Annotated in this window: 15 protein-coding genes, 2 pseudogenes, 1 CRISPR repeat array and 1 riboswitch; of the genes and pseudogenes, 7 read left to right on the top strand and 10 right to left on the bottom strand. The window is 67.0% G+C overall.

The window, feature by feature from the left end:
* Nucleotides 1–152: 152 nt before the first annotated feature.
* Nucleotides 153–1,370: direct repeats of the CRISPR family, unit length 36 nt; unit sequence GCTTCAATGAGGCCGAGGCATCTCTGCCTCGGATGC.
* Nucleotides 1,371–1,636: 266 nt separating this feature from the next.
* From cas2 to HNQ73_RS03265, 8 genes and pseudogenes are all read right to left on the bottom strand, one after another.
* The gene (gene cas2, locus HNQ73_RS03235; protein ID WP_183332239.1) at nt 1,637–1,930 is read right to left on the bottom strand and encodes a CRISPR-associated endonuclease Cas2; all 294 of its coding nucleotides are present in this window, start codon (nt 1,928–1,930) and stop codon (nt 1,637–1,639) included.
* A gap of 9 nt (nt 1,931–1,939) precedes the next feature.
* Nucleotides 1,940–3,679 carry a CRISPR-associated endonuclease Cas4g/Cas1g gene (gene cas4g/cas1g / locus HNQ73_RS03240; protein ID WP_183332241.1) on the bottom strand — a complete coding sequence of 580 codons (1,740 nt, stop codon included), beginning with the start codon at nt 3,677–3,679 and terminating at the stop codon, nt 1,940–1,942.
* A gap of 9 nt (nt 3,680–3,688) precedes the next feature.
* Nucleotides 3,689–4,663: a type I-G CRISPR-associated protein, Cas3-extension family gene (locus tag HNQ73_RS03245; RefSeq protein WP_183332243.1), complete on the bottom strand. Its 975-nt coding sequence runs from the start codon at nt 4,661–4,663 to the stop codon at nt 3,689–3,691.
* Complete coding sequence (gene cas3g / locus HNQ73_RS03250; protein WP_183332245.1) at nt 4,660–7,659, bottom strand: type I-G CRISPR-associated helicase/endonuclease Cas3g; 3,000 nt, start codon at nt 7,657–7,659, stop codon at nt 4,660–4,662. The genes HNQ73_RS03245 and cas3g overlap by 4 nt, the downstream gene beginning before the upstream one ends.
* Complete coding sequence (gene csb2 / locus HNQ73_RS03255) at nt 7,646–9,181, bottom strand: type I-G CRISPR-associated protein Csb2 (protein WP_183332247.1); 1,536 nt, start codon at nt 9,179–9,181, stop codon at nt 7,646–7,648. The genes cas3g and csb2 overlap by 14 nt, the downstream gene beginning before the upstream one ends.
* Nucleotides 9,159–10,376 (bottom strand): type I-G CRISPR-associated RAMP protein Csb1/Cas7g, encoded by a 1,218-nt coding sequence (gene cas7g, locus HNQ73_RS03260; RefSeq protein WP_210304925.1) that lies wholly within the window; start codon nt 10,374–10,376, stop codon nt 9,159–9,161. Before cas7g ends, csb2 begins: the two co-directional genes overlap by 23 nt.
* A gap of 349 nt (nt 10,377–10,725) precedes the next feature.
* Nucleotides 10,726–10,824 carry a transposase gene (locus HNQ73_RS18265; protein WP_244649854.1) on the bottom strand — a complete coding sequence of 33 codons (99 nt, stop codon included), beginning with the start codon at nt 10,822–10,824 and terminating at the stop codon, nt 10,726–10,728.
* A gap of 150 nt (nt 10,825–10,974) precedes the next feature.
* Nucleotides 10,975–11,403, bottom strand: a pseudogene (locus HNQ73_RS03265) (IS5 family transposase); the annotation flags it as partial.
* 33 nt (nt 11,404–11,436) lie between these two features.
* Between HNQ73_RS03265 and HNQ73_RS03270 the strand changes: the two are divergent.
* Nucleotides 11,437–11,769: pseudogene (locus tag HNQ73_RS03270) on the top strand (ATP-binding protein); the annotation flags it as partial.
* Nucleotides 11,770–12,175: 406 nt separating this feature from the next.
* On the opposite strand, the gene HNQ73_RS17875 reads toward HNQ73_RS03270, so the two are convergent.
* Nucleotides 12,176–12,943, bottom strand: a complete 768-nt coding sequence (locus tag HNQ73_RS17875; protein ID WP_244649856.1) for a nucleotide-binding protein — start codon at nt 12,941–12,943, stop codon at nt 12,176–12,178.
* Complete coding sequence (gene cobO, locus HNQ73_RS03280) at nt 12,944–13,549, bottom strand: cob(I)yrinic acid a,c-diamide adenosyltransferase (RefSeq protein WP_183332251.1); 606 nt, start codon at nt 13,547–13,549, stop codon at nt 12,944–12,946.
* A gap of 103 nt (nt 13,550–13,652) precedes the next feature.
* Nucleotides 13,653–13,841: riboswitch (cobalamin riboswitch) on the top strand.
* A 118-nt stretch (nt 13,842–13,959) separates the two neighbouring features.
* Between cobO and HNQ73_RS03285 the strand changes: the two genes are divergently transcribed.
* The 6 genes from HNQ73_RS03285 to HNQ73_RS03310 are packed head-to-tail and all read left to right on the top strand — an operon-like array spanning nt 13,960 to nt 21,462.
* A complete protein-coding gene (locus HNQ73_RS03285) occupies nt 13,960–14,595 on the top strand; it encodes a HupE/UreJ family protein (protein WP_183332253.1) in 636 nt (211 codons plus the stop codon).
* Nucleotides 14,596–14,614: 19 nt separating this feature from the next.
* On the top strand, nt 14,615–15,010 hold the full coding sequence (locus tag HNQ73_RS03290; RefSeq protein WP_183332255.1) for a DUF1636 family protein: 396 nt from the start codon (nt 14,615–14,617) through the stop codon (nt 15,008–15,010).
* Between the two features lie 27 nt (nt 15,011–15,037).
* Nucleotides 15,038–16,075, top strand: a complete 1,038-nt coding sequence (cobW, locus tag HNQ73_RS03295) for a cobalamin biosynthesis protein CobW (protein ID WP_183332257.1) — start codon at nt 15,038–15,040, stop codon at nt 16,073–16,075.
* Nucleotide 16,076: 1 nt separating this feature from the next.
* A complete protein-coding gene (gene cobN / locus HNQ73_RS03300) occupies nt 16,077–19,535 on the top strand; it encodes a cobaltochelatase subunit CobN (RefSeq protein ID WP_183332259.1) in 3,459 nt (1,152 codons plus the stop codon).
* Nucleotides 19,532–20,833: a precorrin-3B synthase gene (gene cobG, locus HNQ73_RS03305; RefSeq protein WP_183332261.1), complete on the top strand. Its 1,302-nt coding sequence runs from the start codon at nt 19,532–19,534 to the stop codon at nt 20,831–20,833. Before cobN ends, cobG begins: the two co-directional genes overlap by 4 nt.
* Nucleotides 20,830–21,462: a precorrin-8X methylmutase gene (locus HNQ73_RS03310; RefSeq protein WP_183332263.1), complete on the top strand. Its 633-nt coding sequence runs from the start codon at nt 20,830–20,832 to the stop codon at nt 21,460–21,462. The genes cobG and HNQ73_RS03310 overlap by 4 nt, the downstream gene beginning before the upstream one ends.
* Nucleotide 21,463 lies beyond the last annotated feature (1 nt).

Consider the following 21,463-nt stretch of genomic DNA (forward strand, 5'->3'; position numbering starts at 1 on the left):
TTTCCATCAGGTTGAGCTTGAACAACCCGACCCTACCGGAAAAACACTGGTGACCGACGCTATCCTGCTACACCACGCCCCGGGACATCATCGAGGCATCTCTGCCTCGGATGCTGGTACGGGTGCAAGCCGGGGCAGCCAAACGTGGGGCTGCTTCAATGAGGCCGAGGCATCTCTGCCTCGGATGCCGCGGTGATCGCGCTCTACACCATCATTCTGATCCGGGAGCTTCAATGAGGCCGAGGCATCTCTGCCTCGGATGCTTGAACCATTCCTCGAATTCGTCCTGCGACATGCTCGCGCTTCAATGAGGCCGAGGCATCTCTGCCTCGGATGCCGAGAAAGCGCAGCTCATGGCAAACGGGCCGGCGTGGCTTCAATGAGGCCGAGGCATCTCTGCCTCGGATGCGGCGCGAGGCCGGCATGATGTGATCGAAGAAGTTCTCGCTTCAATGAGGCCGAGGCATCTCTGCCTCGGATGCTTCGCGGGGCATTGCTTCGCGGGCGTAGTCGTAGCGGCGGCGCTTCAATGAGGCCGAGGCATCTCTGCCTCGGATGCTCGCCACGCAGGGTTTCGGGCAGGAAGAGTGGAACCTGCTTCAATGAGGCCGAGGCATCTCTGCCTCGGATGCGGCCGCGCCGCGCAGGTGGTCGGGGTGGTGGTGGCCGTGCTTCAATGAGGCCGAGGCATCTCTGCCTCGGATGCGGCTCCGCTCCCTGCAGAAGATGGACGCTGCTACCGCGCTTCAATGAGGCCGAGGCATCTCTGCCTCGGATGCCTCGCCTATCAGCGCCGGGGCGTGGGGGAGGATGATCGGTTGCTTCAATGAGGCCGAGGCATCTCTGCCTCGGATGCCATGCTTTATCTTGGCGTGAACTTCGGGCAAATACTGGCTTCAATGAGGCCGAGGCATCTCTGCCTCGGATGCGTCCTCGCGGATCGCGTCGATCACGTCAGCGTCGTCGCTTCAATGAGGCCGAGGCATCTCTGCCTCGGATGCGAGGGCGGCACGGTCATCGACATCGGCGCCTCGACGGGCTTCAATGAGGCCGAGGCATCTCTGCCTCGGATGCGCCGCCGGCTCGCGGTACATGATGCCAAGGTCGGGCGGGGCTTCAATGAGGCCGAGGCATCTCTGCCTCGGATGCCGCGCCGCCAGCGAACCAGCATCGAGCGGCGCCTGTCCGCTTCAATGAGGCCGAGGCATCTCTGCCTCGGATGCCTGCTCTAGGTCAAGCTATTGAGAACAATGTTCCAATGCTTCAATGAGGCCGAGGCATCTCTGCCTCGGATGCGTCCGGTACGGCACGTAGTGCTTGCCGAGGTCGACGCCGCTTCAATGAGGCCGAGGCATCTCTGCCTCGGATGCTCCTACGCTACAACCCGTTGAATATTCAGGCAACCCTGCCACGATTTCGACCACCCCTGATCAGGGACAAGCAAAGCGTGCCGAACTCCCCGCATAATCCTATCAACGATATCAAATAGCAAACGATTCCAATATCTAAGCGGAATCGAGCGGGGGCGGGGTTTCCAACGGCACTTCGCCGATCGAAAGCCGCCGGCAGCGGCGGAACGCCTTCAGCCAGCCCGACCTCCCCGTTTCTGGAACCGCAGCGATCTTATGAGATTCCACTAGATGACTGTAGCGCGACGCTCGATTTTGGCGAACGTCTTACCGATGCTCTCCACAGCCAGTTCGATCCTGTCCGCAGGCCCAACATCAATCAGAAGCACGTGGTCCTCGCCATTTCTGACGAGCTCACGCAGCCGTGTCTCGAGTTCGGCGCGGCGCCGCCGCGTGAGGCGGCACTGGAAAACGGAAAGCTGCAGCCACTCACCGTATCCATGCATGACCTTGAACACGCGCCGCCAGCGTTTTGCGTCCGAAATGTCGTAAGTCACGATAAACAGGCGTTCGTCCGTCATCTGGCTTGCTCAGCGCGGCAAAAAATGCGGGTAGCTTGGCAGCTCGCCAAGCAGGAAGCGTGAGAGCAGCCGCGCCTGGATCAGCAACATGCGGCGCATGCTCACCTGGTAGCCGAAGACGGGATGTGTCGTCTCCTGCGACAGCCGGCGCTCGAATGCTCCCACAAAACGGCGGCGCCCCGCCTGAGTGAACGCGGTGCCCGTGACCGCCACCACGAAATCGTTCGGCCCGACCTCGCCGGTGTTGATCGCCGACAGCACGACGGAATCGGCGATGATCGCGCGGAACGGCTCCATAATATCGAGAGCCAGCGCCGGGCGGCCGTAACGTGGCGCGTGGTAGAAGCCGCGATAGGGATCGAGACCAACCGAAGCGAGCGTGATCGTCAGATGCCTGGTCAGCATTGCGTAGGCCAGCGACAACATCGCGTTGACCGGATCCGTAGGCGGTCGCCGATTGCGGGCCTCGAAGCGGAACGGCGCCAATTCACCGGAGACTTTCGTGTCCCTGGGCGGTTTCAACAGGCTCGCGAAGGCACGGAAATAGACAGCCGCCGCATCGCCTTCAATGCCGAGAAGCTGGGTCAGCGTCGTTGCACCATTGGCGGACTGTCTCGCAGCAGAGAGCCGGTCGAGAGCCGCCTGCCTGTCCTCTGCCGTTCCGCGCCAGTTGCGTCGAAGGATGGTACGCTGGTTCGCAATCTTTGCCGCGACTAGGTCTTTTGCAAACCTGAGGCACGCGGCTTCGTCAAAGCTCATACGATATTGTGCCGTGCGGACTTCGACATTGCGGTGACCGATGCCGTGGGCGACGCCGCGAAACCAGCCGCTGTGGCTGTGGAAGGTCACGGGAATCTCGCGCTCGAGCAGCGCCGTAAGCGCCGGCGTCGTGATCGAGACATTGCCGAACAGCGCCACATCCGAGATGTCGATGAGGCGCACCAGCGTCTCGCCCTGCTCCTCATCGACGATCTTGAGCGCCTCGCCCTCCTTGCCGATCCGCGCATGCTGGGACTGCACGACGAGTGGCAGCGCTTCGTCAGGTGGAACGGCGATCGTGCGCGGCGCGATTGAGGAGCCTGAAAGGGCCCGCATTTCGTCCGGCAGACACACCGTCACAAGCGCACAGCGCGGGCATTTCGGGCTGTCCTTGAGCGGCGGTGGAATGCGGCTTTGCGAGACCGTGAGGCGCAGCTCGCTGACCGCCGTCCGCGCTGCCATGCGCAGGGAATCATCAAGCGCTATGCGCACCCTTTCCCTGCTCTCGGCATAGTAGATGGCGCCTTCTTTGACGCGGTAGCCATGCTCCTCGAGAAGTAGCGCCTGCAGGCAGATCTGGATGCGCTCCGGCTCATATGCCCCCTGTGCCACATGTGGGCGCTTGCCGCGCTTGTAATCGACAGGTGTGACGGCACCGTCCTCTGCCTCGGCAATGTCGAGCTTGGCAATGACGCCCATCTTCGTCGAGGAGAGCGTAAGCGAGCGACTGACGATCTTGTCGTCCTCCGGTGCTCCATCGCCTTCGAGCGTCTGCGGCGCCGGCAGCGGCGCATTGGGCCTGTCGACGCGCGCGTGAACGCGTTTGCCTTCGACCGTATCGCCAGTTTCCGCCCACTCGCCCTGCGCCCACATGAGATAGGCAAGTCGCGGGCAGTACACGAACTCGTTCACCATTCGCGCCGGGATCAGTGGCATGTCGCCGCTGATGGGTGGTGCGGGAAGGTGGAGCTCGAGTTGGGGATCGGTCATGGCCTTGGTTCAGCCGTGCTGCGGCCTCCCCCGCGCAAAGTTGATGAACTTGCCGACCGAGATGCGCTCGGCGACCAGCACATGATCGACACCGAGATGCGAAAGCCCTTCCGGCTCACGAAGGTCAGGATGGCTCAGCAGCGCACGGATCGCTGCAAGCGTCGCAGGATCCCGCCAGATAGGGATGGCAAAGGAGAAGCCATCACGACCGCTCGTACCTCCAATGATCGCGGGGCGGGCTCGACCTGCTCGCACCTCCGGAACAACGGTCAGCGCCGCGAGGCCCACGGCGGCGAGCTGGTTTGCGCCATGCTGGGTGCCGCCCTTGTAGGCATCGTCGGTCGGATCGCCCGCCATCAGCGCGTAGCGGACATCCTCGGCAGGATCCCAGCGGAAGGAAGGTGTCGGGTCCTGCCGATGCCAGGGGGCGAACAAGGCCTCGGCCAGGCACTGTGCGGCAGACAGGGCCACCGCCTTCTTGCCCTTTCCCCGCGGGGGTGGCGCGGGCTCGCGCGGCACAGCGGCGATGCGCTCGAGAAAGTGCTGATGCCCCTGACCGAACATGAGGCACAGCGGCGTCGGATCGATCGGCTCCACCTTGTCGTTCTTGACGGCCCCGTCGCTCATCAGCGCCGCAAGGAGGTCGATACGCTCCCGGCAATCGCGGGAAGACGCCCGGGCTTCTTGCGTGAGAAGCTTCCGCGCATCCTCACGGGCGTAATTGAGATCCTTGCGGGAACCGAAATCATGGGCCTGCGCGAGCTGCTCGACACCCTTCGCGGCGAGTTCGGCAACCTCGTCCGTGGTGGCGGCCTTTGCGAGAAACAGCCGCGGCCGCAACGGCGGCGCGTCGAGATCCCAGGCAGCGCGCGGATAAAGCTCCCTGTCGGCCGCCTCCAGCGCCCGCAGCAGCCCCAGCAGTGCGAGGAAGGCGAGGAGGTTGTCCGGCTCCAGTCCGTCGAGGCGATGGGATGTGGTGGTCATCGCGCCTCCCCAAGGATGCGCTCGCGGGCGTCTTCGGACGCCCGGTGGTCAGCAAGCCGCAGGATCGCCTCTAGCCGTGCCAGTTCCCACACGCCATAGCGCGCCTTGAGCCGCGCGAAGAGAGACGGCCAGTCGAGCCCATTCCAGTCGAAGGCCAACGACTGCGGGCCGACGTAGGGCAGCGTGTCGGTCGGATCCTCATGCGGGAAGAGCGGCCGGCCGCACCCATGGTGCGTGCCGATGAGCCAGAGGACGAGATCGGGATCGCTGGCCTCCATGAGGCGCGCGTCGTCCCGGGCAAGCCGCACCGACAGCGCCTCGTGCCGCCAGCGAGGCGGCAGGCCGGCCTTCTCGCGCGCGATGGGCGGCAGCGGGCGGCCCGACTTGGCGAGAACATCGGCCTCATCATCGGGATTGCCCCCCAGCGGATCGCCGAAATGCATCCAGGCCTGGAAGCGCGGATCGGCCTTGCCGAGGTCGTGGAGGCTTGCGGCGAGCCCGAGGTCCGCCGCGTAGGCAGGCGGCAGGCCGACGAGGCGTGCAAACTCTTCCGCCTTGGCTTCCACATCCTCGGCGTGCTGCCTGAGCGACACTGGCATGCCGAAGATGGAGCCGGCCGTGTCGTCCTCGGTCGAGCTCGTTCCGCCCCCCTCGTCCTCCGCGTTCTCCTTCGCCGCGTCGGCAATGCCGAAGGGCGCCACCAGGACGACACCGCGCGGTTCACCGTTCTCGTTCTCGCCATAGACCCCGAAGTCGACGACGATCCTCTGCCGCCTGGCGGTGCCCAGCCGCTCGAGCGCCTGACGGAGCCCCTCCGGCAGATCGAGCTCCAGCAGCGCCTGCCGCACATTCTGCGCGCGCTCGGCGCGCAATGTCGCGAGCATGCCGGCGAGCGCCCCCTCGCTTACGCGACCTTCCAGCAAGCCCGGCGCAACCCGCACGACGAAACGTCTTCTCGCAAAGGGCTCGGCCGCCTTCTGCGCCACATCGATGGTATCGACCTTGCTTACCGGGTTCCAGCCGAAGCCGTCCACGCCGCCGTAGCTCGCCGGCACGACTATGGTGTCACCGGGACGCAGATCGGACGGCGCGACCCACTGCGACCGCTCGTCTTCCCCCTTCCAGCGGAAGACCTTCCTCCCGCCCGCCCCCTCATCATCGCCAGCGCGCGCCGGAACATCGGCCAGATCCCCGGCCGACGCCCCGCGCTCCTCAAGCCAGCGCCGCACGGCCCACAGAGGCAGCTCGACGGCTTCGCCCGGTCGCAGCGGCACGAGCGTCAGCAGGCGGGCGACGTTCTGGTCTTTCCACTCAGGATTGACGTCTGCCCGCCAGACGACTGTGATCGCATCCGGCTGACGGACCGGACCATGCAGATAGAGCGCCACCTCTGGGTCCGCGGCCGGGATGGGCGAGGTCTGGCTCAGCAGATCAAGGTGAGCTGGCAGCAGAACCGGCGCGTCGGGTTTCTCCGTCAGAGCCTCGGAAGGCGGCCGCAGCGCTTTCATCGCCTCAATGCCGAAGTCAACGAAAGCATCGCCCTTCTTCGGCGGCTTTGTCGCGACCGCCTCGAGCCAGGTCCACGCCGACTTGATCGCTTTTCCATAGACGGGATCGTCCGTGCGCGCGGCAATGTCGGTCTTGTCCGCGACGATGGCGGCATAGGGCCTGATATCGCGCCCGGCACGGTTGAGCCGGCCGAAGCGCTGCCGCAGGCAATCGAGCGGCGCCGCCTCAGTGATGAGCCCGTCGAGATCGATGTCGACGCCCGCCTCGATGCACTGCGTCGCGACGACAATGAGCGGCCGGTCGAGCTCGCGCCTTTCGTCCGGCGCCCAGGCGCGTGTGCGGATCGGTTGCAGCCTTTCGGCGAGATCGTCCCGATCGACCGGCCGCGCCGGGCCGATCATCAGGATGATCTCGGGATGCGTGGCAGCCGCGCTTTCGTCGTCAGGGGGCGCGGCGAGCTCCTTCGACAGGCGTTCGAAGACGGCGCGGGCCCGCGCCACGCGATTGACGACGACGCCGATCGCCGGCCCGGGCGCGCCGTTCCCGGCATCCTCGAAGTGGCCGAGCGCCTTGCGAACCTCGGCGACGATCGCGGAGCAGCGGCGGGCAAGCTCGGCGTCGCCGCTGTCTCGCTCATCCCCTTCGCCCTCGGTTTCAGCCGCGCCCTTGCCCTTTCCGCATCCCTTTAGCGGCCCGCGAAGAATGGCCGGCTTCGCCGCTTCCAGACGCCGATTGAGGACCGGATTTGCCCTGTCCGCCTCGTCGAGCGCGAAGGCCTCCCCCGCCCTCTTCCCCGGCGTCGCGGTCAGCAGGGAGAACCCCCAAGGAGCGGCGATATCCCTCTCCCGCCAGCCCGGTCCGCGATAAAACGCCACCCAGCTCATCGTCTGCCGGAATGGCTCGGCAAGATGCGCCTCGTCCAGGAGGATCAGGCAGTCGGATCCGACAAGGCCAGCATGGACCGGCTGCATGACGTCGCTGACACCGTAACCGCGGAACAGCAGCCGCGAGCCGATCTGATCGACCGTCGAGCACAGGACTGTCGGCTGTGACGGCGTGCGCGCCCAGTCGTTCTCGCGCGGAATGCCGCCGCGCAGCCGGCAGGCCATGAGCGGCGGCCCATCGCCGGAGAGCCGACGCAGGCGCTCGGCCACCCGTGCGGTGACGCTGCCCGGTGCGGCTGCGGCAAGCGCCGCCTCCAGCTTCCGCGCCCGCCCGAAAGCATCGTCCACCACCAGCCGGCGGTCGACGACAAAGGCGATGCGCACGGGCGCGCGCCGTTCCTCGCCGCGCTCCGCTTCGAGCGCCAGATGAAAGATCGCGATGTCGATGGCCGCCGTCTTGCCCGAGCCCGTGGGCAGGTCCAGCGTGTCCGGCCACGTCCCGTTTCGCGCCACGATCTCCGCGAGCAGGCACTTCTGCCAGGGGAACGGCGGGAATCCGTGGACCTCCTCGAAGAACGCCGCGAAGTCGTCAACGGGCAGCATCGTCCCCCCTCCGGTCGATCGGGAGGCACAGCCCCAACCCCACAAAGCGCCCTGCCCCGAGGATCACCGGCCCTTCGACCGGCTCTGCGAAGCGGATCACGGCATGAGTAAGCTGACGGCTGGCGAGCGAGGGTGGCAGCCGCCAGTTCATCCAGCGCGGAGCCCTCCCCGACGGATAGGCGGACGGGGCGCCCTCGACCGCCGAATGCTTGTCGACCACAACCGCCTCGGGCTCGGGCAGCCCAATATTGCGGCAGGCGGTGGCGATCTGCTCCGCGGCCTCCTCGAGGCGCTCGGCCCCGCTTCGCTTGAGGTGGCGATCGAGCACGATTGGTGTCACAGTTGCGAAAATTCGCGCCGGCCGCGTGTAGCGTGCCGGATCGAGCGAGGCCGGCCCTGGGGGATCGAAGGTCAGCGCCATATCGACGCCGAAGGCTTGCTCGCGAGGCGTTCGCTCCTCAGACCTCACCTCGAGCACACGCCGCCCGGCTTGATCGATCTTCGTCAGTTGGCGAAGCGCCCGCCGGAACGCCCGTGTGTCGTCTGTCTCCGGCGCTCCCGGACGCGCGAGGATGCTCGTGCCGGCAGGCGGCACAAGCGCGAAGCCCATCACATGGCCGTCGGCATAGGGAAAGCCGGCAAAGGCCAGCGGCACGATGGCAAGATGCGGATTCCGGCTCGGCGAGCCATCAGGGGCATGGCCGCTGATGACTTCGGGAATGTCGTCGCCGAGGCCGATCTTCCGGTAGCCACTGAGCAGCGCGTCGCGCACCGTCCGCGCCACGAGGGCTGAAGCCCGGACGTCCGGCATGTCACCGCCCACATGCTCAAGGATCAGCCACTGCCCGCCATCGGCAAAGACATTCGCTCGCGCTGTGGGTGGCGCGGGCCTCGGCAAAACCCGCATGCCCCTCTGCGGCCGGTCCTTCTTGTCAACAGATTGCTCGAAGCGCGCATAAGCCGCGCGCAGTTCTTCGAGCCGCCCCCTGTAGACGCTGCGCCGGGGCATGGTAGCCTTCTCGAGGTCGACCACAGGGTCGAGCAAGAAGCGGCAACGCGTGAGACTCGTGGAATGGCCGACATAGGGAGTGTCGTGCGCAAGCGCCTGCAGGGCGGAGAAGGTCGCGTCGTCAGGCTGCGCCTTCGGCCAGCAAAGGCGGAGTACCGGATCATGCGGGCGCGCTGCGGGGAAACCGCCCGCACGCTCCTGCCGATTGCGCATGGCGGGCAGCACATGGCGGGCGTGCTTTTGTTTGGCGCTGCTTGCGTCATTCGCAGGGACGTAGACGGTCACGCCCCGCCGCCGCTCTGCGTCGGACGCGAAGAGGCTCGGGACCGCAAGCTCCTCCAGCCACTGCAGGGCGCGCAGCTCGTCCTCCCTCTCGCCGCGCGCGGCCCAGCTCGCGACGAGCGCGGAGAAGATGCGGTCCGGCTGCGGCGGCCAGTCCGGCTCTGTGCTGTCCGGTCCTACGGCGGCAAAGGCGACGCCCGAGAGAAATTCAATCTCTAGAACCAACGTCATCGCTGCCCGCCTCGTCCTCATCGCCCCCCTTGCGTGCGAGCGCTAGCCGCTGGCTTTCCTTGACGATGGCGACGAGCTTCTCCTGCGGGGTCAGTCGAAGCGGTTCGGGTGAGAGGGAGAAGCCGGCGTCAAGCGCAGCATCATAGGCTGCCTGGTAGAGCGCCCGCGCCTGCGGGCGATCGATCTCGACCGCCTCGGTCGATCCATCGGGGCGGACGAACTCGAGCGGCGCCTTCCCGTCACAGACGAGATCGCACCGGGATCGCAGCGCATAGCCCCGCGCGTCCTGCTCCGTGAGCGCGACAAGGCCCAGCGCCGCGACGAGGGCACGACCAGCCGCGTCCCTCACCCCGCCGCCAAAACGCAAGCGGCGCAGTGCCGCGAAGCTCAGCACGAAGCTGTGCTCGAGATAGTCGCACGTGATGCCGAGCGGCTGGACCGAGGGGGGGATGTTCCCGTGATTGATCGCGGAAGGCTTGACCTCCTTGGCGTTCTTGCCGGCCGCTTCCTTCGTCGTGCTCCAGTCGTCTGCGCCCCTGAAGACCTTGACGTTCCTGAGCACCCCGAGCGGATCGATGCGGCTGCGGGTGCGCCGCCCCGACGTTTGGACGTCGATCTCGCCGGTCCGCGGGTTCACGACCACATCCTCGACCGGAACATTGACCGCCACGATCTCGGAAACGAGGCTGCGGGCAAACTTGGCGCCAAGCCCACCGCCCTGCCCGGTCGAATGCCAAGCGCCGAACAGCAGCGCGGTCGGGGAGATCTCCAGGAGCGCGGACGCGTCCTCGGCCTTTGCTTTCGCGAGCCGCTGGCCGACGTCGCTGTCCATGAACCCCTTGCCGTCGTAGAGGCTGTCGCGAAGGATAGCGTCATAGACGCGATGAGGCGCATCAAGCGAGGTGATCCGGCTGATGCCCTCGAGTCCTGCCTCGGTGAAATCAACCTCCACATGTGGGATGGGCACGCCATCGGCAATGGCAGCGAGAAGACTTTCTTCCAGCCGATTGGCCTGCGACTGCACGCTGTCGACGAGGACGCACCACACGTCCTCCCCGTTCACGCGGCGCTTCTCATAGACATGCCGAGGCTGCGAGTCTCGACCGGGATAGGTGGGCGGGAAGATCTTGTCGCCCTTGCCGCCGACCGGCTGAAGAATCTGGCGGCGACGCAGCGCAGCCCCCTCCTCCACCATGCCGTTCAGTTGCCTGATATCCATGCAGGCGCCCCCTCATTACTCGTTATGGTTGCATCGTGCGCAATACTTGCGAGGTTGTCAAACCTGTTAGAAAGCGTTGGGGCGCTTCCCTTGCGTGCATGCTCATGACAGGTTCTGGATGGGGATGCCAGACTATCGGGGCCCGGCGGCCAAGATCCCCGACAAGACAAGACGCTATTCATCCTGACGTTACCTCCCAGATTTCCCGTCGATTGCTTTGGCGCACTGGCAGGTGAAGCAGCGGGCACTTGCGGGGAAATGTTGACACAGCGCAGCGCGAGCGACCGTCGCGGAGCGAAGGTTCTGGCGAGCTCGCCGGCGACGATCAGTCGATCTGGATATGCGGCCGGGCCTGCGCCAGCGAAGTGAACTGCGTCTCGTTCAGGCGTTCATCGCGCAGACGGCCGTTGTCGATGAGTGCCATCCGAGTCGGTTCTGATGGGCCTGGGATGGCGTCTGATGTGAACGCGCTGCCGGTGTCGCTGACGATGATCTTCGGCCGGTTGCGTAGGGCGATCAGTCACAGCAGGGTCGCGCCGTCACTCAATAACCCTCAAACGCTGTCGCGGACTTACCCGCCGGTCAGACACAGGGTGACGGAGGGTTTCCGCGTCGACGAGCGCGTGGATCTTGCTAGTGAGCCCCCACGAAAACGACCCACGCCGCCATCGTCGAGAGCCCTTTTCCCGGGGCCCCGTGCTGGTGAACAGAGACACAGGTTGCATCGATCATGATGATGTCGCCATCCTAGACTTTGGAGATTTCCTCCGGCAGTCGATCCCGCACGCCCGCCTTGTGCCAGCGAAAGAAGCGGCTGTAGCAGGTGGTCGGCGGGCCGTAACGCTCGGGGATTTTCGCCCACGGCGAACCCGTCCGGAAGCGCCGGAGATGCCGTTGAGAACCCGACAGTCATCAACACAGGGGCACACCGCGAGGCTTGTTCGGAAGCAGGGGGTGATCATCGACCATTCGTGATCCGTGACTCGTATCGCCGCCGCGCCATCAATAGCCTTTCCGTCTCTGAGGGGATCGTTGAATCTCGGCTCGCAACGAACGTCGTCTGCTGCGCTTCCAGAAGCAGATGGCCGGCTACAAGCTGCTCATCATCGACGAGTTGGGCTTTGTGCCGCTGTCAAAGACCGGAGCGGAGCTGCTGTTCGAACTGGTCTCCCAGCGTTACGAACGCGGATCGACGCTGATCACCAGCAATCTGCCCTTCGACGAATGGACCGAAACCTTCGGGTCCGAGCGCCTCACAGGCGCGCTCCTTGACCGCCTGACCCACCACGTCAGCATCCTCGAGATGAATGGCGACAGCTATCGCCTCGCGCAAAGCAGGGCCCGAAAAGCCGCCGACACCACCCCATAAGAACGCCGACGCCGCATTCGGGAAACTCTGGTCGGGCTACGCCCTCCCGACGTTCCCCGAATGCGCCGCCAAGTGGCCTACTTTTGCGCCGCCCAATGGCCTGGTTTTGCTCCGCCGTTGACAGTGCGCAATGGTTAATGAAGTTCGGCTTCCCACGATTGCCCTGCCCGGCCTGTCGGCGGACAGCCTCGGCAACTACCTCGCGTCGCTCGGCTTGTTGCGTGTACTGTCTCGCCGGTGGCCGAGCGTGCGGATCGCGTGGCGGGATGAAGTACTCCACGTCGTCGGTGGGCCGCCGACTTTCGATGTTCTGCTGGACGAGCTCGTCCGGGTCGCAAGCGAGCGCGAGTGGACTCAATACGACAAGGCGTGGTCTGACGCGCAGAAGAGGGGCACGAAGACCAAATCAGGTGTACCGCTCGCGCTCTGGCAAGCAGAGGCCCGGGAGGATCTGCTGCCGCTCTTTGCCGCCCACGCAGTACCCCACGCTCGCGTGAGTTTCAATCCGCTCCTCGGCAGTGGCGGCAACGCGGGGCGCCGCGACTTCGCGGCAGGCTGGCGGAAAGCAGTCGACGCACTGGCGACTGCGCCAAAGCCGGCGAAGGCAGGTGGGAAAAGAAAAGCGGAAAGTGCAGCGCCATCGGATGAAAGACGGAACGCACTCCTTGCCTTGCTCCTCGGACACCCGGTCACATGGATGGTCGAGAAGCTTGCCGCTGGCTCCTGGTTCAGTGGGGCAACGAAGCTCTACAACAGCGGTCAATCGCCTGCACGTGAAGGACAAATCTCTCCGTGGGCCATGGTTCTTGCCTGCGAAGGGCTGTCCTTCCTCGCGGGGGGGGGCGTCTAGACGCCTCGGGGCTCGATCCGCGCGCGCCGTCGCGGTCCCGACGACGCGGCCCTGCACCACCACCTGCGCGCCGATCTCGCTCTGGGGCTTGAGCAGCACCGGGTTCATATGGACGCTGGGCGCGACACCGGCGGCCCGCGCCTGGAGCGCCTGGGCGCGGCCGATCTCGCCGCCATCGGCCGTCACGGCGGCATTGTTCGACATGTTCTGCGGCTTGAAGGGCCTCACCCTCAAACCCTTGCGCGCATAGACCCGGCACAGGCCCGCCACCAGGAGCGGCTTGCCGACATTCGAGCCGGTGCCCTGCACCATGAGCGCGCGCATCTAGAACTCCACGCCTTCCTGCGCCTTCACCCCGGCGGCGAAATGATGCTTCACCAGGGTCATCTCGGTCACGAGATCGGCGGCCTCGATCAGTTCCGGCTTGGCGTTGCGGCCGGTGACCACCACGTGGAGATCGGGTCGGCGCCGCTTCAGGGTCTCGACCACCTCGGCCAGGTCCAGGTACTCGTAACGCAGCGCGATGTTGAGCTCGTCGAGCACCAGGAGGCGGATGTCCTCGCGGGCCATCAGCTCCTTCGCCTTGGCCCAGGCGCGCTCCGCCGCCGCCACGTCGCGGGAGCGGTCCTGCGTCTCCCACGTGAAGCCTTCGCCCATGGTGTGCCACTCGATCTGATCGGCGAAGCGGTCGAAGGCCATTCGCTCGCCGGTTTCCCAGGCGCCCTTGATGAACTGCACCACGCCGACATGGAACCCGCGGCCGAGCGCCCGCAGCATGAGCCCGAAGGCCGCCGTCGACTTGCCCTTGCCGGGGCCCGTATGGACGATGAGGAGCCCCTTCTCGATGGTCTTCGAGGCGACCTCCCGGTCCTGCACTTCCTTGCGCTTGATCATCTTGGCGCGGTGGCGCGCCTCTTCGTCCGGGGTCATGGCATCCTGCTTCCTGTGGAGGGGTCGCACCATGAACACCCCCGGTCCGGATTTCAAGGCTGGACGATTTCGACGCTCAGGCTTGAAAGATGCCCCTGCCCCCGGTAAGCATGGTAACGACGGTGCCCCGGCGACGGGGTGAAAAGGGAATGCGGTGAGACACCGCAGCTGCCCCCGCAACTGTAAGCGGCGAGCCTTCGCTCCATAGGCCACTGGGCTCTGAAATGCCCGGGAAGGCGGCGAAAAGCATCGACCCGCGAGCCAGGAGACCTGCCGTCAGCCTTTGCTTCTATCGGGTCTGTCGGACGGGGTGTGCCGATGGTGACCGTAGTCGAATGACCTCCCGTCGTTCGGTTCCGTCCGTGGAAGCGCAACAGGCCCCCAACACGAGTCTCCCGACGGAGAGAACGATGACTGCACCGATTCTGCCCAAGACCCGCCTCCTTGCCCTGACGCTTGCCGGCGTTGTCGCCGCGACGCCCGCCCTGGCCCATCACGCCATGGACGGCCAGACGCCTTCCACCCTCGTTCAGGGCCTGCTCTCGGGCCTCGGCCATCCGGTCATCGGCCTCGATCACCTCGCCGCCCTCGTCGGCGTCGGCCTCGTCTCCGCGCGCTTCGCCCGCGGCCTCACGCTCCCCGCCTTCTGGGTCGTGGCCATGGCAGCCGGCGTCGGCCTGCACCTTGCAAGCGCCGATCTGCCCCGTGCCGAACTGCTCGTGGCGCTGAGCGTCGTCGTCATCGGCATCGCAGCCACCATGCGTACCACCCTGCCCTACGCCCTGATCGCGGCCCTCTTCGCCGCCGGCGGCGCCGTGCACGGCTATACCCTGGGAGAATCGATCATCGGCGCGGAAACCACGCCGCTTGCCGCCTATCTCGTCGGCCTCGTCGTCGTTCAGACGGCCCTGACGACGGGCATCGCCTTCGTCGCCCGCTCTCTCGCGAAAGGTTCGCTGGCCGCTCCCTCGCTGCAGGTCCGCCTCGCGGGTCTCGCGGTCCTGGTGACGGGCGTCGCGACCCTGGCCCTGCCCGCCTTCGCCTGAGCGGATCGGCCCAAGAGCGATGACCTCAACCCATGAGGAGATCTGCCTGCATGTCTGCGTCACCTGCCGCCAGGCGGGTGGCCCGGACGACAAGGCGCTCCGGCCCGGTGCGATCCTCCACCGGGCCCTGACGGAGGCGCTTCAGCATCCCGACGCGCCGAAGGTGCGGTTGGAGGCGGTCGAGTGCCTGTCCGTCTGCAAGCGGCCCTGCACCATCGCGGTCTCCGGTCGCGGGCGCTGGACCTATATCTATGGCGACCTGAATGCCGAGACCTCGGTCGAGACCATCCTCGACGGGTTGCGCCGCTATGCGGCGACGTCCGACGGCCTCGTGCCCTGGCGCGAGCGGCCTGAGGCCTTCCGCAAAGGCGTGGTCGCCCGCATTCCCCCTTTCAAGGCAAACAGCGCGGCTTGAGGAAAAGCCGCCGAAAGGCAAGCTTTCATGAGCGATCTTCGAAAGATCCCCTGCACGATCATCACCGGTTTCTTGGGAGCCGGCAAAACCACTCTGGTGCGCCACCTTTTGGAAAATGCGGGCAGGCGCCGCCTTGCGGTCCTCGTCAACGAGTTCGGCGATCTCGGCTTCGACGGCTCCTTCATCGAGGGCTGCGGCATTGAAGGCTGCACGCAGGATGACATCGTCGAACTCCCGAACGGTTGCCTGTGCTGCACGGTGGCCGACGATTTCGTCCCGGCCCTGAACACGCTCCTCAACCGGCCGAACCCGCCCGAACACATCTTGATCGAAACCTCGGGCCTGGCCCTGCCGAAGCCCCTGGTTCGCGCCTTCAACTGGCCGGACATCCGCTCCCGCGTGACGGTCGACGGCGTGATCGCCGTGGTCGACGGCCCGGCGGTCGCCTCCGGCGCCTTCGCGGAGGATCCGGAGGCGCTCGAAGCCCAGCGCGCCGCCGACACCTCCGTCGATCACGAGAACCCGCTGGAGGAGGTGTTCGAGGACCAGCTCCTCTGCGCCGACCTCATCATTCTCAACAAGACCGACCAGATGCAGGCCGGCGACAAGGGCAAGGTTGTCGCCGAGATCAACGCGCATCTGCCCCGCGCCGTGAAGGTGATCGAAACCGCGCACGGCAAGGTGGACCCGAAAGTGCTGCTGGGCCTCGGCGCGGCCGCAGAGGCCGATCTCGAATCCCGCCCCTCGCATCACGAGACGGCCGAGGATCACGACCACGACGATTTCGAGAGCGTCGCCATCCCCGTCGATCCCGTCGCCACGCCGGAGGCGCTCGTCGCCCGCGTCGAGCGCGCGGCGGAGGCGGCCGGCGTGCTGCGCATCAAGGGCTTCGCGCCCGTTGACGGCAGGCCCATGCGCCTCGTGGTCCAGGGCGTCGGCCAGCGCATCGCTCACCATTTCGACCGGCCGTGGAAGGCCGGCGAGGCGCGGGACGGACGCATGGTCGTGATCGGCCTGAAAGGCTTCGACGTGAAGGCCGTCGAGGCTGCTTTACGCGCGGGATGACATGCACCTCCTTCCGGTCACAACGGTCTCCCTCGATGAGGGCCAGGAGGCCATCGACCTCCAGCAGCCCCCGGGGGATATCGTCGTCCTCTCCTTTGCGGACAGTGACCTCGGCGCGCTGGCGGCTGCGCATCGTCTGAAAGGGCGCGGAGCCTCGCTCCGCCTCGCCTCGTTGCGCCGCCTGCGCCATCCTCTTTCCGTCGATCTCTACATCGACAAGACAGCCGCGAAAGCCCGCTTCGTCCTCGTGCGCTGCCTCGGCGGGCTCGATTACTGGCGCTACGGCATCGAACGCCTCGCCGAGACCTGCCGCTCCCGCGGCGTGAAGCTCGCGGTGCTGCCCGGCGACGACCGCCCCGATCCGCGGCTTGCGGCCTATGCGACCGTTCCACAAGCGCTCTGCAATGAACTGGAAGCCTATTTCCAGGCCGGCGGCATCGACAACATGCGCCGGCTTCTCGCGCGTATCGGTGTTGAGATCGGTGAGACGGATCAGGTCATCGAGCCGCCGCGCGTCGTGCCGCGTGCTTTCGTGTGGGTGGCAAGGAGATTGAACGCCTCTGAAAGCGCAGGCTCCGTTCCCTCCCCCTTGCGGGGAGGGATCAAGGGTGGGGGTGTGAGCGATAGCCTATCCGGGACAGGCGCCGGCACCCCCACCTCCAACTCCTCCCCACAAGGGGGAGGAAAGATTGGCCCCATCGTCTCGCCCGAAGCCCTGCTTGCCCGCCTCTCCGGCGAACGCCCCCTCGCCTATCTTCTCGTCTATCGCTCCGCCGTTCTCTCCGGCGACACGCAGGCCATCGAGGCTCTGTCGGCGGCGCTCGACGAGCGCGGCATCGACTCGCTCGTGCTCGCCGTGTCGAGCCTGAAGGATCCGGAAGCGCTTGCAGTCGCTCGGAGCGCAATTCGAGCGCGCCGTCCCGACATCGTCATCACGACGACCGCCTTCTCGTCCCGCGACGATGCGGATTTCGTGCTCGACGAAGCCGATTGCCCGATCCTTCAGGCCATCCCGGTCGGCAGCACGAGGGAGGCCTGGGAAGCCTCTCCGCGCGGTCTCTCCGCCGCCGATCTCGCCATGCAGATCGCGTTACCTGAATTCGACGGACGCATCGTGGCTGGCCCGGTCTCGTTCAAGGCGGAGGAAGCGGCCGACCCGGCGCTTGCCTTCTCCCGTCGCGTGCAGGCGCCGGACGGATCCGGCATCGATGCGGTCGCCGACATGGCGGCCGCATGGATTCGCCTCGCCCGCACGCCTCGCGTTGAGCGGCGGCTGGCGCTCGTTCTCTCGGATTACCCTGCGCGCGGCGGCCGCGCCGGCTTCGCGGTGGGGCTCGACACGCCGGCCAGCGCCTGCGCGATCCTCGATCTGCTGCGCGATGCCGGTTACGACGCCGCGCGTGATTTCACGGCCGACGACCTGATGCCGCGCCTCACCGAAGGCGAAGCATCCTTCGATGTGCCGCTTGTCGTCTATCGCGCGTGGCTCGACACGCTGCCGGAGGAGCAGCGCGCCGCGATCGACGAGCGCTGGGGCCGTGTCGAGGACGATCCTGCCTTCGGGAACGGCAGGTTCCGCTTCCGCGCCATGCGTGCGGGCAACGTCCTCGTGGCGCTGCAGCCCGACCGGGGGCACGGCCTCGACCGCAAGGGCTTCTATCACGATCCCGAATGTCCTCCGAGCCACGGCTATCTCGCCTTCTATTGCGGTCTGAGGGTCCTGGAGAAGATCCACGCCCTCGTGCATCTGGGCACCCACGGCACCACCGAGTGGCTGCCGGGCAAGGCGGTGGCGCTCTCAGGCCGATGCTGGCCGCGCCTCGCCATCGGCACGGTTCCGGTGATCTATCCCTTCATCGTCGACGATCCGGGCGAGGCGGCTCCCGCCAAGCGCCGGATCGGCGCCGTCACCATCGGCCATCTCACGCCGCAGACGAGCGAAGCGGGCCTGCACGGCGAGGCCGCCGCCCTGCGCGAGCTGGTCGAGGAGTTCTCATCCGCCCAGGTGCTCCATCCCGGCCGGGCGGAACTCGTCGCGAACGAGATTCTGGAGCGTGCTCGGACGAGCGGACTTGCTGCCGCCTGCGGCGTCGATGACGGCATGCCGATGGACGAAGCCCTGACCCGGCTCGATGCCCATCTCTGCGATCTCGGCGAGGTCACGATCCGCGACGGCCTGCATGTCTTCGGCAGCGCCCCCGACGGTTTCAAGACATGCGCCGCCGGTGAGCGTGAAGGCTTGCTGAAAGCCCTCGACGGTCGCTTCGTCGTCCCCGGCCCTTCGGGCTCGCCCTCGCGCGGCCAGAAAGACGTTCTGCCCACCGGCCGCAATCTCGCGACTCTCGATCCGCGTTCGATCCCGACCCGCGCCGCCACCGAACTCGGCTGGCGTGCTGCGGCGGAGGTGGTGCGCCGCCATCTGCAGGAAGAAGGCGACTGGCCGCGCCGCATCGTGATGGATCTCTGGGCCTCTCCGACGCTGCGCTCCGGCGGCGAGGATATCGCCCACGCGCTCGCGCTCATGGGCGTGCGCCCGACCTGGGACCATGCTTCCACCCGCGTGACCGGCTTCGAGATCGTGCCGCAGCCGCTCCTCGACCGCCCCCGCGCCGATGTGACGGTCCGGGTCTCCGGCGCCTTCCGGGACACGTTCCCGGATCAGATCGCCCTGCTCGACCGGGCCGCCCGCGCGGTCGCCGCGCTCGAGGAGGAGGACGAGTGGAACGAACTCGCCGCCGCACGGCGACGCGGCGAGACGCTCTCGCGCGTGTTCGGATCGGCGCCGGGCACCTATGGCGCGGGCGTGTCGGCGCAGGCGCTCGACGGCGAATGGAGGACGAAGCGCGATCTCGGTCGCACCTATCTCGACAGCACCTCCCATGCCTTCGGCGCCGGCGGCGAAGCGCAGGCCGATGAGAGCTTTCCGCAAAGGGTCGAACAGGCCGAGGCCTTCGTCCATGTGAGCGATGTGGCCGAGCGCGACATTCTCGACGGCGACTCGGCGGCGGATGCCATCGGCGGCTTCGCCGCGGCGGCCCAGGCGCTGGGCGCGTCCCCGGCCCTCTACAGCCTGGACACGAGCCGCCCCGAGGCTCCGAAAGCCCGCACCCTTGAGGAAGATATCGACCGGCTCGTGCGCGGCCGCCTGACGAATCCGCGCTGGATCGCGGGCCAGCTGCGCCATGGCTGGCGCGGCGCGGCGGAAATCGCCCAAGGGGTGGATGCTCTCTTCGCCTTCGCCGCCACGACGGATGCCGTTCCCGCCACGGCTCTCGATCTCGTCTTCACGGCCCTGATCGCGGACGAGCAGGTCTGGCAGCAGATTACCGCTGCCAATCCCGCCGCCGCCCAGGCCATCCAAGACCGGCTTGCCGATGCTCGCCGGCGGGGTCTGTGGGAGAGCCGCCTCAATTCCGTTGCAGCCTTCTTCGACGATGACCGGAAGGAGGCCGCCGAATGAGCGCTCACGGCCACATCGCGCGCCGTCGCGGCTGGTGTCCGGGCGTACGCCGCCCGATGGCAACCGGCGACGGCCTGCTCGTGCGCCTGCACCCGTTCGGCGGCAGGCTCACCGCCGGTCAGGCGCGGCTCATCGCCGAGGCTGCGCGGCAGTACGGCAACGGCCATCTCGACATCACCGCCCGGGGCAACCTGCAGATCCGCGGCGTCAGCGACGACACCTATCCCGACCTGCTCGCCCTCGTCGACCGCGAAGGCCTGGTCGAGCCCGAGGGCGAAGGCCCGAACCGTCTGACCGTTCTCTCGCCGCTCGCCGGTCTCGATCCGCGCGACTGCTGCGATACCCTCGCCCTGGCGCAGGCCATCGAAAATGCAGCCCATGCCATCGAGGGTCTGCCCGCAAAGTTCTTCGTGGCTGTCGATGGCGGCGGCTCGATGCCGCTCGATGCCATCGGCGCCGATCTTCATCTGGTGGCGACAGGCGAGGACGCCGCCATGGCTTTCGGCGTGCCTTCATCCAACGGCTTGCATGGGATCGGCGCGGCGTCCCTCGCCCGGGCGCCGGAAGCCGTTCACATGATCCTCTCGGGCTTTGCGGCCATGAGGCGCACGGGCCGGACCGAAACCCGGCGGCTGCGCGATCTTCAGCCCGATCTTCTTCGCGAACTGGCGGAACGTGCCGCCCTCGAACCATGCCCGGCTCCGCGCCGGCGCCCCATGGCCCCTCGCGCGGGCGCCATGCCGCTTGAAGACGGGCAGGCCGTTCTCCTCGCCCTTCCCTTCGGCCGCTGCAGCACCGGGCAACTGGATCACGCGGCGGCCTGGAGCGAGCGCTTCGGCACCGGAGAAATCCGCCTGTCCTTCACGCGCGGCGTGATGCTGCCGGGCATTGCGGGCCATCACGTATCCTCGCTGATCGATGAGGCCGGCCGCACCGGCTTCATCACCGATCCGTCTGACCCGCGCCTCTCCCTGCTCGCCTGCCCCGGCAAGCCGGATTGCGCGGGCGCCATGACGCCCGCCCCCGCCGATGCCCTGCGGATCGCGAAGGCCTGCACGGGCCTTCTCGCTCAAGGCGCCTCCCTTCACGTGTCCGGCTGCCCGAAAGGCTGCGCCCATCCCGGCAAGGCCGATCTCACGCTGGTGGGCCGCGGCGATGGCCGCTATGACGTGGTGCCGAACGGCTCCAGCCGCGATGCGGCCTCCCTTCACCTTTCCGTCGACGATCTCATGACCCGCCTATTGCCTCTAAAGACTTTGGACGACCTGCGCCGCGCCTTTCCGGGGAGCCCGCGATGAGCACCTCCCGCGATTACATCCGCGAGGGCGCGGAAATTTACCGCCGCTCCTTTGCGATCATCCGCGCCGAGGCGGATCTTTCCCGCTTTTCCGGCACGGCGGAGCGCGTCGTCGTGCGCATGATCCATGCCTGCGGCATGACGGACCTGCCGGCCGATATCGATCTCTCGCCCGATTTTGCGGAAGCCGCGGAGGCCGCCCTCAAGCGCGGTGCGCCGATCCTGTGCGATGCCAAGATGGTGGCGAACGGCATCACCCGCGCAAGACTGCCGGCGAACAACGAGGTGATCTGCACCCTCGACGATCCGCGCGTTCCGGCGCTCGCCGCGGAGCTCGGCAACACCCGCTCGGCCGCCGCCATGGAGCTGTGGCGCGAGCGGCTGGAAGGCGCCCTCGTGGTGTTCGGCAATGCGCCCACCGCCCTCTTCCGCCTGCTCGAAATGCTCGATGCCGGCGCGCCCAAGCCCGCCGCCGTGATCGGCATTCCGGTCGGCTTCATCGGGGCGGCGGAATCCAAGGAGGCGCTGGCCCGGGACGGCCGCGTGCCGTACCTCGTCGTCCACGGACGGCGCGGCGGCAGCGCCATGGCGGCCGCGGCGGTCAATGCCCTCGCGAACCCGGTCGAGTGAG

Origin of the sequence: Chelatococcus composti (assembly GCF_014201415.1) — a bacterium.
GTDB classification, from domain to species: Bacteria; Pseudomonadota; Alphaproteobacteria; order Rhizobiales; family Beijerinckiaceae; genus Chelatococcus_A; species Chelatococcus_A composti.

Excerpts from the sequence above, each read along its gene's own strand:
- cas2 (WP_183332239.1), bottom strand. The coding sequence starts at position 1,930 with ATGACGGACGAACGCCTGTTTATCGTGACTTACGACATTTCGGACGCA.
- cas4g/cas1g (WP_183332241.1), bottom strand. The coding sequence starts at position 3,679 with ATGACCGATCCCCAACTCGAGCTCCACCTTCCCGCACCACCCATCAGC.
- HNQ73_RS03245 (WP_183332243.1), bottom strand. The coding sequence starts at position 4,663 with ATGACCACCACATCCCATCGCCTCGACGGACTGGAGCCGGACAACCTC.
- cas3g (WP_183332245.1), bottom strand. The coding sequence starts at position 7,659 with ATGCTGCCCGTTGACGACTTCGCGGCGTTCTTCGAGGAGGTCCACGGA.
- csb2 (WP_183332247.1), bottom strand. The coding sequence starts at position 9,181 with ATGACGTTGGTTCTAGAGATTGAATTTCTCTCGGGCGTCGCCTTTGCC.
- cas7g (WP_210304925.1), bottom strand. The coding sequence starts at position 10,376 with ATGGTGGAGGAGGGGGCTGCGCTGCGTCGCCGCCAGATTCTTCAGCCG.
- HNQ73_RS18265 (WP_244649854.1), bottom strand. The coding sequence starts at position 10,824 with ATGGCACTCATCGACAACGGCCGTCTGCGCGATGAACGCCTGAACGAG.
- HNQ73_RS17875 (WP_244649856.1), bottom strand. The coding sequence starts at position 12,943 with ATGCGCGCGCTCATGGTGCAGGGCACCGGCTCGAATGTCGGCAAGCCG.
- cobO (WP_183332251.1), bottom strand. The coding sequence starts at position 13,549 with ATGACCCCGGACGAAGAGGCGCGCCACCGCGCCAAGATGATCAAGCGC.
- HNQ73_RS03285 (WP_183332253.1), top strand. The coding sequence starts at position 13,960 with ATGACTGCACCGATTCTGCCCAAGACCCGCCTCCTTGCCCTGACGCTT.
- HNQ73_RS03290 (WP_183332255.1), top strand. The coding sequence starts at position 14,615 with ATGACCTCAACCCATGAGGAGATCTGCCTGCATGTCTGCGTCACCTGC.
- cobW (WP_183332257.1), top strand. The coding sequence starts at position 15,038 with ATGAGCGATCTTCGAAAGATCCCCTGCACGATCATCACCGGTTTCTTG.
- cobN (WP_183332259.1), top strand. The coding sequence starts at position 16,077 with ATGCACCTCCTTCCGGTCACAACGGTCTCCCTCGATGAGGGCCAGGAG.
- cobG (WP_183332261.1), top strand. The coding sequence starts at position 19,532 with ATGAGCGCTCACGGCCACATCGCGCGCCGTCGCGGCTGGTGTCCGGGC.
- HNQ73_RS03310 (WP_183332263.1), top strand. The coding sequence starts at position 20,830 with ATGAGCACCTCCCGCGATTACATCCGCGAGGGCGCGGAAATTTACCGC.